Origin of the sequence: Nostoc sp. CALU 1950, assembly GCF_051172895.1 — a bacterium.
GTDB classification, from domain to species: domain Bacteria; phylum Cyanobacteriota; class Cyanobacteriia; order Cyanobacteriales; family Nostocaceae; genus Nostoc; species Nostoc edaphicum_A.
Window position 1 is genome coordinate 58,717 of the sequence record NZ_JBDNJQ010000004.1, and the last position, 14,306, is coordinate 73,022.

Sequence of the window (14,306 nt, forward strand, 5' to 3'; positions counted from 1 at the left end):
CGAAGGGGATAACCAATACCCAATACCCAATACCCAACGCCCGATCCCTAATCCCCAGTCCCCAACTATTAATTACAAAAGGAAAATTACCAATGGCTATTACAACAGCAGCTTCCCGTCTGGGAACAGAACCTTTTAGTGACCAGTCTCCTGTGGAATTGCGTCCTAATGCAACCAAAGAAGACATTGAGAGAGTAATTGCTGCGGTCTATCGTCAGGTGTTGGGCAATAACTACATATTGACATCTGACCGCCTCACAAGTGCTGAATCTATCCTGCGCGATGGTAAAAGCACAGTACAAGAGTTTGTACGTCAAGTAGCTAAATCAGAACTGTACAAATCCAGGTTTTTCTACGACAACTTCCAAACTCGCGTCATCGAACTGAACTATAAACATTTGTTGGGTCGTGCCCCTTATGATGAGTCTGAAGTGGTTTATCACTTGGACTTGTACCAAAACAAGGGATATGAAGCCGACATTGATTCTTATATTGATTCACCAGAGTATCAATCTAGTTTTGGTGAAAATATAGTCCCTTACTATCGCGGTTTTCAAACCCAAACAGGACAGAAAACTGTAGGATTTAGCCGGATATTCCAACTTTATCGCGGCTATGCCAGTAGCGATACCTCCCAACTTAAAGGGAAATCTTCTCGCCTTGCTAGCGAACTAGGTCGCAATAGTGCATCCATCGTTGTTCCCCCCTCTGGTGGCCCCTCTGGCTTTTCATACGTTGCTTCTGAAAAAGGCGTTACCCCCAACAGTACTTTTGGTGGTGCGGGAACTTTTGGCAAAGAAGGCAGACTTTACCGCATTGAAGTAGCAGGCGTTTTTGGTGCCGGATATCCTAGCACACGCCGTGTAAATCAAGCGGTGATCATACCTTATGAAGAACTATCAACTTACTTCCAGAGAGTGGTAAAACAAGGTGGTAAAATAGCGAGTGTGAAACCACTTTAGTATCATTTGTCAATAGTCATTAATAATGACTATTGAAAACTTAAAATTTAAAATTTGGAAGTGATTTATGGTTGGACAAATTGGTAGTAGAAGTAGTAGTCGTTACTTTCGATATGAAGTAGTGGGTCTGCGCCAAAGCGAAGAAACCGAAAAAACTAATTATCCTATTCGTTCTAGTGCCTCTGTGTTTTTCACAGTACCAGAGAACCGAATGAATCAAGAAATGCAGCGGATTACTCGCTTGGGTGGGAAAATAGTCAGCATTCAGCCATTAAACGCTGAAGCTAAAACAGATAGCGAACAAAGCGATCCTCCTTCTTCATAATGAATTCCAGTCCGCAGAAATTTGAAGATTTGTCACCGACAGGTAACTCTGGCGATGGTGAATCTTTGACAGTAGAGCAAGCGATCGCTAATCTTGAGAGTGCAGATTTAGGTCTGCGCTTTTATGCTGCCTGGTGGTTGGGTAGGTTTCGGATATGTGAAGCAGCTGCGGTGACAAAATTGATCGCAGCTTTAGAGGATGAAGCCGATCGGACACCAGAAGGCGGATATCCTCTGCGACGGAACGCCGCTAGGGCTTTAGGGAAACTAGGCGATCGCCAGGCAGTCTCACCTTTAATTGTGTGTTTAGACTGCTCAGATTTTTATGTGCGGGAAGCAGCGGCACAATCTTTAGAAATGCTGGGCGATCCGGTTTGCATCCCCCCCCTGATTAAGCTATTAAAAGTAGGCTTGCAGGGAGAGCAGCTGATATCAAAGCAGCCTGATTTATCTCAACCCTATGAGGCCATTTTAGAAGCCTTGGGAACCTTGAGGGCAACTGAGTCTACTCCTTTAGTAAAGCCATTCTTAGAGCATCCAATTGAATTGGTGCAATATGCTGCTGCGAGAGCTATGTATCAATTAACCCAAGAACCAGTTTATGGAGAACGGTTGGTAAAGGCTTTGGCGGGTGAAAGATTGCAATTGCGTCGAGCAGTGTTAGCAGACTTGGGAGCGATTGGATATCTACCCGCAGCAGATGCGATCGCACAGACTCTTGCCGAAAATAGCCTGAAGCTAATTTCTCTTAAAGGATTACTAGAACATCAAGTTAATCACACAACAGCAAGCACTTTGTCAGCAGGTGCAATCAAAGTGATTAATTTAATGGACTCGCTGTTGTAGTCCTAAGTTCTAAGTAATGAGTTTTCATTAATACGTTTAAATCAAATGTTTAACACACATAAACCTCCAACCCAACTGCAAAATCAGGGCTAGGGGGTTTATGTATGATGTCAACTACGGAGAAGTTCAGCTACAATTGGCTGACCACTAATGACTCATGAAAAATTATTATGAATAACAGTGAGCTTGCCCAAATATTGATTCGTGCTGTGGAAGAAGCAGACTCCTCAGATCGCTTATTAGACGCAGTTCAGGAGTTAGCAGCAGCTGGTATAGAAGAATCTGTTCCTACTTTGATTGCAGCTTTGGGCTACAACAATCCAGGAGCGGCGGTGGCGGCGGTAGATGGGCTGATTGCGATCGGGGAAGCCGCAGTACCGTCACTATTGGAACTGATTGATGACTACAACTACAGTGCTAGAGCTTGGGCTATTCGTGCCTTAGCGGGAATTGGTGATGTCCGGGCGCTGGATACCTTGTTAGAGGCAGCAAAAAACGATTTTTCCTTAAGTGTGCGGCGAGCTGCTGCTAGGGGATTAGGCACTTTGCGCTGGCATCAACTACCGCCTGAGAAACTAGAATCTTTTCAGACTCAGGTATTAGAGGCGCTATTACTAATTTCTCAAGATCCAGAGTGGGTAGTGCGCTATGCAGCAGTGACAAGTTTAGAAACATTAGCCATTGCCACAGCAGTCAGTTTACCCGATCAAGCGTCGCAGATTACAAATCAACTTCAGCAAATGCTCAATACTGATGCCGATCTGGGAGTTCGCACCCGTGTAAAGTTTGCACAGGAAAAAATTCAGCAGCAACAGCATCAAGAAGTGTTTGCACCGAAAAGAAAGCTACAAGATGCTGAAGTTGAAGTGCCTCATCGTGGCGGTGGTAGACGTTAACTAAGGGATTTCCAGCAAATTTATAAGTGATACCAGAGGGAGAAGGCAGCGACTATTGGTATATTGCGTACACATCAATGGCCAAGCCTTCTGCCTAACCCTCGCGCACTTAATAAAAAGGAGTCAGAAGACAGAATTCAGAATTCAGAATACTCTACCCATAAAGGGATAGAGTTTTAAGGCGAGAATATTTTAATTTTTTTTCGCGCCACTTGCGGGCGTTAGCGTAGCGGGACGAAGTACGGTTTTAACCAATATTCATCAACCACTCGTACAGAATTCATGCTGAATTCTGACTCCTGATTTCTGAATTCTTCTTATAAACTCAAATTATAGGATTCTGACGCTTAACAGGTTTGGGCTTAGGAATCGGTTTAGTGTTTGTAGGAAGTATCAAGTTTTCAACAGCTTGGGCAATTGCCTGCACTTGCATTGGAGTTAAACAATCAGGAGAACTATTTATCATCTGTAGCAGTGCAGGGATACCTTGTAAAACTGGAACTGAGCAATCATTTGCTCCTATCCATGTAGCAATTGGGAAGACTACTGGAGCCGCAACAAACCCATTAGGAAGGTTAGGCATTAATGAAGTAATCCACTGACTAAACATTTTTTCATGGTAAATACTTTGAGAAGTCGGACTATTGTCAACTGCTACCCAATTGTTACCTTCACGCCGTTTCCATTTATCTTTATAAGCGCTAAATGAACCTTTCCAGGTTTTGACCTCTACTAAAAAAACACCACTTTCACCGATAATTAAATGGTCTATTTCCGTTAGAGAGCCTGAGTTAGTGGGGATGAAGGCATTATTAAATATCACCCATGTATCGGGGAAAGATTGCAAAAGTAGTGATACTCCCCATTCCCCCATATTGCCTTTGAATTTATTTTTTGCTTGCTTAAATTCAAACATGAATGAACCCAACCCACCTAAAAAGCCATCACCTAATCTTTCATGAATTTCTTGGTGTTTGGTAGATTTTTTGGTGTCGATTTTTTGTTGGAATACTGCCCTAAGTGAGGGTGATTGTTGAAGAGTTCTCATCAAAGTTGTAGTAATGTTTGTCAGTAACTGCCATTTTTAGAGTTCCCAGAATTAGAGGGAAATCGCTCTCCCCTAATTCATATAGAAAAAATTTCATGTTACTAACAGTGATAAAGCTAACGAGACAACAAAGATTGAATTTCTGCCTGGATATTGCCACGGGCAGATGGTTCGGCGAACTCTAACATTAAAGGCGTAAAGTAGATACGCGATCGCTTTAAAAATCGTTCTAAAACCTGCTGACGACCTGTGATATACTCTGCCTCTGACACCCAGCTATATTCCTGGCGAATGGCATGGGCGTATTCTCCATACTCCACTTGGTTAGTAGCCAAAATCGCTAAATCTGCATCAAGTAAAACTTGGCTATCACAATCATCTACCGCAGCTTGGTGGTCTTTAGTGTTCAGAATAAGACGGGTGACAGTAGCTATGGTACTTTCTGGAATACCCAAATTACTCAGCAATTCCAAAGCATAGTCTGCGCTTCGTTCTTCATTATCTTGAGCTTCAGTGTCATATACTACATCATGGAACCAGGCAGCTAGTTGAACAGCAGCTAGGTTGTTGGTGTAGCCTTGTAAAATCTGAATTGTGCTGAGGACGTGATCAACGTGTTTCAGTGTATGGTAGTAGCGACCAGGGGTAGAGTAAGCTGCAACCAAAGAATTAAAGGCTTTATCAGCCGCTACCTGGTCAACGCCAAAGGGTTGGAGTGTGTGTTGCCAGTTAGAAAATAAAATATGCGTGAGGTTTTCTGTAGGCATAAATGTAGTATTCACACTCTTAGTATGACTGAGCTAATCTCTTGTGTTGCAACATCTGTCAATCAAGTTAGAAATAGATCAACAAAAGGATAACATTTGTTATTCAATTGGGCATTGTGATTAGGGGAGAGGAGACAGGTGAGAGGTTATAGGGCAATACGCTTGTATTAAGGGCTAATTGTACAAAATTGTGGGTTTTCGAGACGGCGATAAATCGCCGTCTCTACAAGTGTTTTGATTTTATCTGAACTGTATTGGGTTATAGGGAATAATCTCTATCCTGTAACCTATTCCCTTCTTTACTCCCCACTAAATATGGTGACAGCTAAATGAAAGCGTCAAAATAGAAGACACAGGCTTTGAACAAAAAGCCTCGCCTTGATTAACGGAGTTTATTATCAGTGGTATTACAAGTACAAACAAGCACCTACGAAGCTAAAACCCAAGAAATTGCTAAACAACTTCTCGCAGCAACGCAGGAAAATCGTTCGTTTTTTTCTTCCCTGCGGGATCAAATGCGTTGGGATGATAAATTACTAGCTTGGGCGATGAGTAATCCTGGGTTGCGGGTGCAACTATTTCGCTTTATAGATACGCTACCTGCTTTGCACAGTAAATCAGAAATTGCCTCACATTTACAAGAATATTTAGGAGATGAATCTGTAGAATTACCGGCAGCTTTGAAGGGAATGCTAAACTTTGCTAATCCCGACTCGATGCCAGGACAAGTTGCTGCTACAACCGTTGGGACAGCGGTTGAGACTCTTGCCCATAAATATATTTCTGGGGAAAATATTAAACAAGTCATCAAAACAGTTGAACGACTGCGAAAAGAGAAAATGGCTTTCACCATCGACTTACTGGGTGAAGCAGTAATTACCGAAGCCGAAGCGCAGTCTTATCTAGAACGCTATCTAGAATTAATGCAACAATTGGTGGAAGCATCGAAGAATTGGACAGCTATTCCATCTATTGATGAGGCTGATGGCGAATCAATACCAAAAGTTCAGGTTTCTGTTAAGTTAACGGCGTTTTATTCCCAATTTGATCCTCTGGATGCTAAAGGTAGTGAGGAGCGAGTTAGCGATCGCATTCGGATTCTCTTACGTCGTGCTAAAGAGTTGGGCGCAGCTGTGCATTTTGATATGGAACAGTATGCCTACAAGAATATAACTCTCAGCATCCTGAAAAAACTCTTACTAGAAGAAGAGTTTCGGCAACGCACAGATATCGGGATGACAATCCAAGCATATCTGCGTGATAGTGAGCAAGATACCAAAGACCTAATTTCTTGGTTGAAAGAACGTGGTTATCCTTTGACAATCCGCTTGGTAAAAGGCGCATATTGGGATCAGGAAACTATCAAAGCAGCCCAAAAGCATTGGCCACAGCCAGTTTACAACGATAAAGCGGCAACTGATGTTAACTTTGAAACCATCACTCAGCTATTGTTAGAAAATCATCAATATGTGTATTCTGCCATTGGTAGCCATAATGTGCGATCGCACTCTCGCGCCATTGCGATCGCTGAAAGTTTAAATGTCCCTCGCCGTCGCTTTGAATTACAAGTCCTCTACGGTATGGGTGATAAAGTTGCCAAGGCGTTGGTTGATAAAGGTTATCGGGTGAGAGTTTACTGTCCCTACGGTGAGTTATTACCTGGAATGGCGTATTTAATTCGCCGATTGTTGGAAAATACAGCTAATAGTTCTTTTTTACGGCAAAATCTCGAAAATCGACCGATTGAAGAATTATTAGCACCGCCGATTGTCAAAGAAGAAAAATCTTTAACTCCTAACTCTCATTTTCTCGGTGCGGCTGATACTGATTACGCAGAAGAAGAGGTGAGAACAAAGACGGCGCAAGCTTTCCAAAGTGTTCGTCAACAGTTGGGTAAAACTTATTTGCCGCTAATTAATGGGGAATATGTCAAAACACCGGAATATGTTGATTCTCTCAATCCTTCTAATTTCAGTGAGGTAATTGGTAAAGTTGGGTTGATTAGCGTTGAACAGGCACAACAGGCGATGCAAGCTGCAAAAGCGGCGTTTCCTGGGTGGAAGAAAACACCAGCTAAACAACGCGCTGATATTTTGCGGAAAGCGGGTGATTTGATGGAACTCCGCCGCGCTGAACTTTCGGCTTGGATAGTTTTGGAAGTTGGGAAACCAGTTAAGGAAGCTGATGGAGAGGTTTCGGAAGCGATAGATTTCTGTCGGTACTACGCTGATGAGATTGAACGGCTAGAAGAAGGTGTGAATTATGACATTCCTGGTGAAACTAATCGTTATATCTACCAGCCACGCGGCATTGCTGTAGTGATTTCTCCCTGGAATTTCCCGCTAGCGATCGCTTGTGGAATGACTGTCGCAGCTTTGGTTTCAGGTAATTGCACTCTCCTCAAACCTGCGGAAACATCTTCTGTCATTACGGCAAAACTTACAGAAATCTTAATCGAGGCTGGTTTCCCTAAAGGTGTATTTCAATACGTACCTGGCAAGGGTTCTCAAGTCGGCGCTTATTTGGTAAATCATCCAGATACTCATGTAATTGCTTTTACAGGTTCCCAGGAAGTCGGCTGTAGAATTTACGCAGAAGCGGCAACTTTGAAACCCGGACAGAAGCATATGAAACGGGTGATTGCTGAAATGGGTGGCAAGAATGCGATTATTGTCGATGAAAGTGCTGATTTAGACCAAGCTGTTGTGGGAGTAGTACAGTCAGCATTTGGTTACAGTGGACAAAAATGTTCTGCCGCCTCCAGGGTGATTGTGCTGCAACCGATTTATGATGCCTTTGTGCAGCGATTGGTGGAAGCGACAAAATCCTTGAATATTGGGGAAGCAGAGTTACCTAGTACCCAAGTTGGCCCAGTGATTGATGCTAATGCCCGCGATCGCATTCGCGAGTATATTGAGAAGGGTAAGGCAGAAGCACAACTAGCCTTGGAGTTGTCAGCACCCGAACAAGGATATTTTATCGGCCCAGTTATCTTTAGTGAAGTATCGCCAAATGCGGTAATTTCCCAGCAAGAAATTTTTGGCCCTGTGCTGGCGGTAATTCGGGTGAAAGATTTCCAGGAAGCTTTAGCAGTCGCCAATGGTACAAACTACGCCTTGACTGGCGGACTTTATTCTAGAACACCTTCGCATATTCAGCAGGCGCAGACAGAATTTGAAGTCGGTAATTTGTACATCAACCGTAATATTACCGGAGCGATCGTTGGGCGGCAACCCTTTGGTGGATTCAAACTTTCTGGAGTAGGTTCTAAAGCAGGTGGCCCTGATTACCTCCTGCAATTTTTGGAACCACGTGCGGTAACAGAAAATATTCAGCGCCAAGGTTTTGCACCAATTGAAGGTGCAGATTAAACTACAAGAGTAGGTAGGGTATATGCCCTACCTATTTGATAAAAATCGCTCCAACTTGCATTAATGCAATGACAAATATAGGAATCCGCTTTGATTTCTGAACTAATTTGCGTAGGCAGGCAATAGGCAACAGGCAACAGTCAAGAAGGCTTCTTAGTTGTACTGAGTTTTTTCAGAAATCAAATATGAGTCCTATATATTGGCAGGTTTCGTGTGAGTATTCCTCTCGATATAGTCATATATGAATATGCTTTACCGCTCGAATCTCAGCAATTAGATGCTTGGAAATAGATTTGCCTAAATGTTTTAATCTTATTAAAGAATCTAAGTCTATTACAGGATGTTTGAAAAGTGGTTAGCTGTGATTTCAGGCACTTATTGAACTCTCTAAGCAAGCCTTAAAAAGGCGAGTATAATCAAATTTAAGGGTAATTTAGGGATATATAGAAGTTTTACTACTGACGAGATGACTTTTAAAACATCCTCTGACCCATAAACCACCTGGTAATTTTTGTAGATTAATAACCTTTAGCTAAGTGGCAATTTCAAATAATGGAAAATACATTAGTTGATAAAACATTCCGTGACAGCAATGGCAATATTGTTTTGGCACAGATGCCAAATTTACCGCTTATTGTTTGGATAGTATCTAGTTTACTAGCTCTAATTTTTACAAGTGGCAAAATTAATATAGTATTAGATGTACTGGCAAATGGCTCCTTGTTTACTTGGGCGTGGCTGGAATTATTTCAAGGCGTTAATTATTTTCGGAGAGCGCTAGGTCTTGCCGTATTTATTGGTATTATCGTATCAAAAATCCAGTAGTTATAACGGACTAAGTAACTAAGCCAAATTATTTATATATATAGGAATTCGATTTGGTTCCTGAACTTACTTGCGTAGGAACAGGAATACCTAACTATATTACAAACCAAGATGAATTATTGAATGCCAGATTGGAACAGACAACTCGATTTGGTCATAATTTTGCCAAGATTTCGCGTAATCAAAAAAAACGACCGTCCAGAACATTCATCTTGACTTATTTTTTAAGCCTAGCTAATTCTGAAACTTCAGAATATGGCGACTTTTCAGATACTTCCGCCTTCTCAACCTCTAAAGAACGCAGCAATTCCCGAATCACATCAGTAGCGGGTCTTCCTGTTTTTGCACAGTATTCTTCTAGTTTCTGCGCTTCTGTTGATGTAAGATTTACTGTCAGTCGTTTGACAGCCCATTTTTTATTGACCATTTACTTTTACTATTGCTATATTGCTCCTCGTAGAGAAAATTATACCTTTGTTTCTAAGTCTATCCTAATGTGGGTTTTAGCCTATTTAGATGACATCAAACTGGATTCCCAGATAATTGACGAAACTTCGACCTTCAACTATTGTTTGTAGTTTCTACACTGTTTTTTCTAGCCGTTTCCCCGTTATTTGCTATTGTTACTGGATTACACAAATCGTGGTGACAACGGCTTTCTCCAGATGTTATTGCAGAAGCCCAGCGGTGAAAGCAGAATTTTAGAGGATCGTTTGCAGACATGGGTACGCCCCACAGAACTTACAACTACGTCGAGTTCAGATAAATACATTTGCGATCGCACCACTAATCTTGCTCGATCACCTGCTTTATCTGTGGTGCTTTTCCAGTACTAAGTAGGTGGGAGTGCTAGCGTTATGAGTAAGTTAGGGTTATCGCGATCGCTTTTGTTGGAGTGGCTAAAAAAAGTAACCTATGAGGTAAATGAAGGATGTTATATTTTGTGTAGCAAGTAATTAGTACAGTTAGATCAAGTTTTTCAGGTAAAAAGCCATGAAAAAGCCCGCCAGTTCTTTGAAAAAGACTAGCAGGTATGGCTTATCATCAATCGGAGCGGCGGGATTCGAACCCACGACCTCCACTACCCCAAAGTGGCGCGCTACCAAGCTGCGCTACGCCCCGGTCAGAATTACTATCATATAGCAAAACTCTCGGATAATCAAGAGGTAAATTTAAAAAACCTTCAGCATCCCAGTAGCTTGCAGTAAATCTGGAACAGCAGAGGCATCCCATTTACCCTCTACACATCGCCCTGTATTCAAGATGAAGCGCAAACTGTAGGCATGAGAATAGCCTTCCACCTCCATCCATAATAAATCGCTTTCGGCTTCACAAGCAATTTTTTCCTCTTCCATTAATTCAGCTGCGAGTTGCTTCATGGTGTCTGCTAGCTGGGCTAATAGACGGCAAAAATCATTCAACTCGGCTTCGCTTAACTCAATTGCCCAATCATCTGTACCGACTAAACCTTTAAATTCAAATGCATCAGGGTTCCAGCCAATACGCCAACCAAATCCGCTTTTGACAACGCGTTCCATAAAAAGTTAGGAATTAGTAACTCTCTCGTTATCTTAGTAAGTCGGCACCTCCCCCTTGGGATGGCTGTGGGGTAGTTGATCTACTAGGACTCGGTGCGATATTGGGGCTAGGAGATAGGGTATTTTGGGCAGTAGGATTAAATATATTCACTAATACTTGTACTAGAGCATCTCGCTGGCTGCGGGTGAGACTTGTGATGGTTTTGCGATCGCCTTCTAGAGGATTTTCCCGCAGTGTATCATTGCCTGGATAGCTAGCATCATACATAATTTCATTCGCACCCAGGTAATCAGCTAAAGTCAGCTTCCAATCGAAACGATAAATTGGGGCCCGCCCTTTTGTATAAATATGATATCTAATCAGGCGATTTACCAGGGTGTTGTTTTCGGCAACTTTCCCATTTTCTTTGCTGATATACTTATTTTCCCGTGGAAAATCTGGCAATTGCTGATATACTACCTGCCAAACATCGCTAGGAGTGATTCTCTGCGCGTATGCAGGTTGGATACTAAATAAATTTCTATGGATTGATTTGCCCGTTCCTGAACCCAAAAGGATTACACTTACTACCATTAAGGCAAAGAGTAGTGAATGCGGAGTTCCAAGTTTTGAGAGTATTGATCTAGGTAGAAGTTTTTTCTTTTTCATAAAACGATATTTTGAAATGAGAGTGCTATCTCACTGCATTTTCACTCAGCACTGGCTCAACCCTAGCTATCCGCTAACAGCACTCTCAACTCAGAACTATTTTTATAGTTCACCGATAATTTCTGGCTGAGTCAACTCATCGGACATTTCAATAATTGCCCTTAGCACTGGCTTCATCATCGCATCTTCGTTACTCTCAAAGTCTTCATAACGCCGACGTTTAGCACGATTTGCCACCTGAACCGTAATGCGGTAACGATTTGAGGCTGCACTAATCAGATCCTCAGAACGGTGCATAATCTGAGATTGAGTTGTCTCGAACTTAGAACGCTTTAGCATAATCAGTGGTTTTTGGGGTCATTCCCCAGTGTAGCAGTACTGATAAATCTACTGCTGTGTGTTTAATTGCTAGCAACCTCTCTCTTGATAGAGGTTGAGAGTGTTTTAGTCACTATAAATTACTTATAAATAATCTTACCCGACTAAAGTCACACATCCTTATGGCTGACCTTGTGGAAACTGCTGTCAACGCAGGAAACTTCAATACCCTGGTGAAGGCTGCTAAAGCTGCAAATCTCATAGAAATTTTGAAAAGTCCTGGTTCTTTCACACTATTTGCACCAACTGACGAAGCCTTTGCCAAGCTGCCAAAGGGAACTTTAGATTCGCTACTACAAGATATCCCCAAGCTAAAGAAAATTGTGGCGTATCATATCGCTAGTGGGGATGTTCGGTCTGATGACTTGGTACAGATTAATGAGGCAGAGACACTTGAAGGGTCAATTGTAGCGATTGAATCTGCCGACGGTAAATTTAAGGTGAATAACGCCAATGTCCTCAAAACAGATATTCTGACAGACAATGGCGTGATCCATATTATTGATGCGGTGTTGATGCCTGCAATGGTAGCAGGGAAGTAAGGGCATTGGGCATTGGTTATTGGTTATTATCCTCATCCCAATACGGTTCGGTTAAGGTTTTTTGATGAAAATTCTAGATCCAAAGACGCGATAAATCGCCGTCTCTACAAGGATCAATTCTTTCGTCTTGACGGCGATTTATCGCGTCTCTTGCCTTAACCGAACCGTATTTCCCTTCATCACCCTACTCTCAGGATGCACCCACTGCGTGCAGGAACAGTCAACGACAACTGCTGAGTTTCTCCTTGACTATTCCACTCAACTTCAGCAGTGCCATATAACAGTTTGTTGGGTTGAGTACGCAAACTGGCGATATCTGCATTTGCTGTTGCCGAACTTGTGCCAGCGTTGACGGCAATTATCAACTCCTCTGTCTCTAAAGTTCGCGCAAAGATATAAAGTTGTCCTTGAGCATGGAGGACTTGGTAATCACCTGTACGTAGGGCTGGGTAAGTGTGGCGGAGGGCAATTAATTGACGATGAGTATTAAAAATTTCTTGATTCCAGTTACTCTCTAAAGGAAAGCCACGGCGCGAGTCGGGATCTATGCCACCAGGTAAACCAACTTCATCACCATAGTAAATACTAGGGGCACCAGGAAAGGTGAGTAGCAATAGAGTTGATAATTCCACACTGGCTATATCGTCGCCTGCAATGGTCATTAATCGGGCTGTATCGTGACTAGCGAGTAAATTGAGTTGAGTTAGCTGAATTTCCCACGGGTAAAGTTGCAGTACTTCCTGAATTTTGGTGGCGTACTCGGCGGCAAATAAGGGTGGATAAGGTTGATAGTCACGGCTTTGAACTTGTTCTAAGACTACGCGATCGCCAGCCGCAAAGGCAATTGTTGGCCCAGTAAATAGATAATTCATCACCCCGTCAAATTGTGTCCCATCTAGCCACTGGCGGGAATCTCCCCACACTTCGCCCACAATGTAAGCTTCGGGATTGATGGCTTTAGTGCGATCGCGAAATTCCTGCCAAAAACCAGGAGTTTTTATTTCAAATGGTACATCTAACCGCCAACCGTCGATGCCGAATTTAATCCAATATTCGGCAATCTCCATAATGTATTCCCGCACTTCTGGATTGTCGTGGTTAAATTCTGGTAAAGCACGATTTCCAGCCCAACCCCCGTAATTGGCAGGTAAATCACCAGTGTACGGTGCTAAAGGCCAGCCTTCAATTTTGAACCAATTAACCCAAGGGGAATGGGGCCCATTCTCTAAAACGTCATGGAAAAAGAAAAATCCCCGGCTGGAATGGTTAAACACCCCATCCAGAACGACTTTGATATTCCGTTGATGGGCTGCATCGAGCAATTCTTTAAAAGCTTCGTTGCCCCCTAACATCGGGTCAACTTGGTAATAATCGTGGGTATGATAGCGATGATTGCTGGCGGATTGAAAAATGGGTGTGAAGTAAATCGCGTTAACCCCCAAATCCTGGATGTAGTCTAAACCCTCCATGATCCCCCATAAATCGCCGCCTTTATAACCCTGGAGGGTTGGCATAGCGTCCCAATCTTCCCAACGGGCTTCGTGCAACAGCCGTTTGCGCGGCTTTTTGCTTCTGGCAAAGCGATCTGGGAAGATTTGGTAGAAAACAGCGTGCTTCACCCAGTCTGGTGTTTGAATTTGCATGAATAACTTTTTGTACGTTCAGAAGCGATCGTTGCAAATATTAGCTTCTTTATGGCTCTTACTTATGATAGAGAATCTGTAATTTGTCATTTGTCATTTGTCATTTGTCATTAAAAAAATAATTGACATACTGCACCTCCCATGCACCATTCCCCATTCCCCTTTTTATTTTCTTCACTTTGTCCGTAATGATTTAGGCAGACCTTGGATTAGTTTAATAGCTTCATACAAATTACCTGTTACCCCAGTTTTGGGTAATTCTTAGATGCAGCTGCTCAAAGATGTCTCACGAGCCACAGCAAATCATTATCAAGGAGACATAATTCAGGAATATGAGTTATTAATTAGCAATTGTCTTAGGAATAACTTACCGCCTCCTAAGCTTATTTGATGTTATCTATGAAAAAAAATAGATAACTATAGTCGCATCAAATAATCAAGACGGAAAAACTACGATTTTAGAGCGGCTGATCTTACTAAAATCACTACTTTGCTTTCAGTAAATAAATTGAATTTG

The 14,306-nt window shown here is 42.4% G+C and carries 14 protein-coding genes and 1 tRNA gene; 7 read left to right on the forward strand and 8 right to left on the reverse strand.

Annotation, left to right across the window (positions count from 1 at the left end):
• Positions 1 to 92: 92 nt before the first annotated feature.
• The 4 genes from ABF638_RS02180 (at position 93) to ABF638_RS02195 (ending at position 3,028) form a co-directional block, all read left to right on the forward strand.
• A complete protein-coding gene (locus ABF638_RS02180) occupies positions 93 to 962 on the forward strand; it encodes a phycobilisome rod-core linker polypeptide (protein WP_435019856.1) in 870 nt (289 codons plus the stop codon).
• A gap of 67 nt (positions 963 to 1,029) precedes the next feature.
• Positions 1,030 to 1,287: a phycobilisome linker polypeptide gene (locus ABF638_RS02185; protein WP_181931680.1), complete on the forward strand. Its 258-nt coding sequence runs from the start codon at positions 1,030 to 1,032 to the stop codon at positions 1,285 to 1,287.
• Positions 1,287 to 2,132: a HEAT repeat domain-containing protein gene (locus tag ABF638_RS02190; protein WP_435019858.1), complete on the forward strand. Its 846-nt coding sequence runs from the start codon at positions 1,287 to 1,289 to the stop codon at positions 2,130 to 2,132. The genes ABF638_RS02185 and ABF638_RS02190 overlap by 1 nt, the downstream gene beginning before the upstream one ends.
• Positions 2,133 to 2,302: 170 nt before the next feature.
• Complete coding sequence (locus ABF638_RS02195) at positions 2,303 to 3,028, forward strand: HEAT repeat domain-containing protein (protein WP_435019860.1); 726 nt, start codon at positions 2,303 to 2,305, stop codon at positions 3,026 to 3,028.
• Between the two features lie 325 nt (positions 3,029 to 3,353).
• On the opposite strand, the gene ABF638_RS02200 is transcribed toward ABF638_RS02195, so the two are convergent.
• Positions 3,354 to 4,076: a nuclease-related domain-containing protein gene (locus ABF638_RS02200; RefSeq protein WP_435019862.1), complete on the reverse strand. Its 723-nt coding sequence runs from the start codon at positions 4,074 to 4,076 to the stop codon at positions 3,354 to 3,356.
• Positions 4,077 to 4,192: 116 nt separating this feature from the next.
• A complete protein-coding gene (locus ABF638_RS02205; RefSeq protein ID WP_435019864.1) occupies positions 4,193 to 4,843 on the reverse strand; it encodes an HD domain-containing protein in 651 nt (216 codons plus the stop codon).
• A gap of 401 nt (positions 4,844 to 5,244) precedes the next feature.
• Between ABF638_RS02205 and pruA the strand changes: the two genes are divergently transcribed.
• The gene (pruA, locus tag ABF638_RS02210; protein ID WP_435019866.1) at positions 5,245 to 8,214 is read left to right on the forward strand and encodes an L-glutamate gamma-semialdehyde dehydrogenase; all 2,970 of its coding nucleotides are present in this window, start codon (positions 5,245 to 5,247) and stop codon (positions 8,212 to 8,214) included.
• A 552-nt stretch (positions 8,215 to 8,766) separates the two neighbouring features.
• Positions 8,767 to 9,039, forward strand: coding sequence for a hypothetical protein (locus tag ABF638_RS02215; RefSeq protein ID WP_435019868.1), 273 nt, complete (start codon positions 8,767 to 8,769; stop codon positions 9,037 to 9,039).
• 217 nt (positions 9,040 to 9,256) lie between these two features.
• On the opposite strand, the gene ABF638_RS02220 is transcribed toward ABF638_RS02215, so the two are convergent.
• The 5 genes from ABF638_RS02220 to ABF638_RS02240 all read right to left on the reverse strand — a co-directional run bounded on the left by ABF638_RS02220 (position 9,257) and on the right by ABF638_RS02240 (position 11,565).
• Entirely contained in the window at positions 9,257 to 9,466 is a 210-nt protein-coding gene (locus ABF638_RS02220; RefSeq protein ID WP_435019870.1) for a CopG family transcriptional regulator, read from the reverse strand.
• A gap of 621 nt (positions 9,467 to 10,087) precedes the next feature.
• Positions 10,088 to 10,161, reverse strand: a tRNA-Pro gene (locus tag ABF638_RS02225).
• A 50-nt stretch (positions 10,162 to 10,211) separates the two neighbouring features.
• Entirely contained in the window at positions 10,212 to 10,577 is a 366-nt protein-coding gene (locus ABF638_RS02230; RefSeq protein ID WP_435019872.1) for a DUF1818 family protein, read from the reverse strand.
• 28 nt (positions 10,578 to 10,605) lie between these two features.
• Positions 10,606 to 11,226 (reverse strand): hypothetical protein, encoded by a 621-nt coding sequence (locus ABF638_RS02235; RefSeq protein ID WP_435019874.1) that lies wholly within the window; start codon positions 11,224 to 11,226, stop codon positions 10,606 to 10,608.
• Positions 11,227 to 11,328: 102 nt separating this feature from the next.
• Positions 11,329 to 11,565, reverse strand: a complete 237-nt coding sequence (locus ABF638_RS02240) for a DNA-directed RNA polymerase subunit omega (protein ID WP_069068377.1) — start codon at positions 11,563 to 11,565, stop codon at positions 11,329 to 11,331.
• 161 nt (positions 11,566 to 11,726) lie between these two features.
• On the opposite strand from ABF638_RS02240, the gene ABF638_RS02245 reads away from it, so the two are divergent.
• Positions 11,727 to 12,146 carry a fasciclin domain-containing protein gene (locus tag ABF638_RS02245; RefSeq protein WP_435019876.1) on the forward strand — a complete coding sequence of 140 codons (420 nt, stop codon included), beginning with the start codon at positions 11,727 to 11,729 and terminating at the stop codon, positions 12,144 to 12,146.
• Positions 12,147 to 12,325: 179 nt separating this feature from the next.
• Here ABF638_RS02245 and ABF638_RS02250 read toward each other — a convergent pair whose 3' ends face one another.
• A complete protein-coding gene (locus ABF638_RS02250; RefSeq protein WP_435019878.1) occupies positions 12,326 to 13,789 on the reverse strand; it encodes a glycoside hydrolase family 13 protein in 1,464 nt (487 codons plus the stop codon).
• Between the last annotated feature and the right edge of the window lie 517 nt (positions 13,790 to 14,306).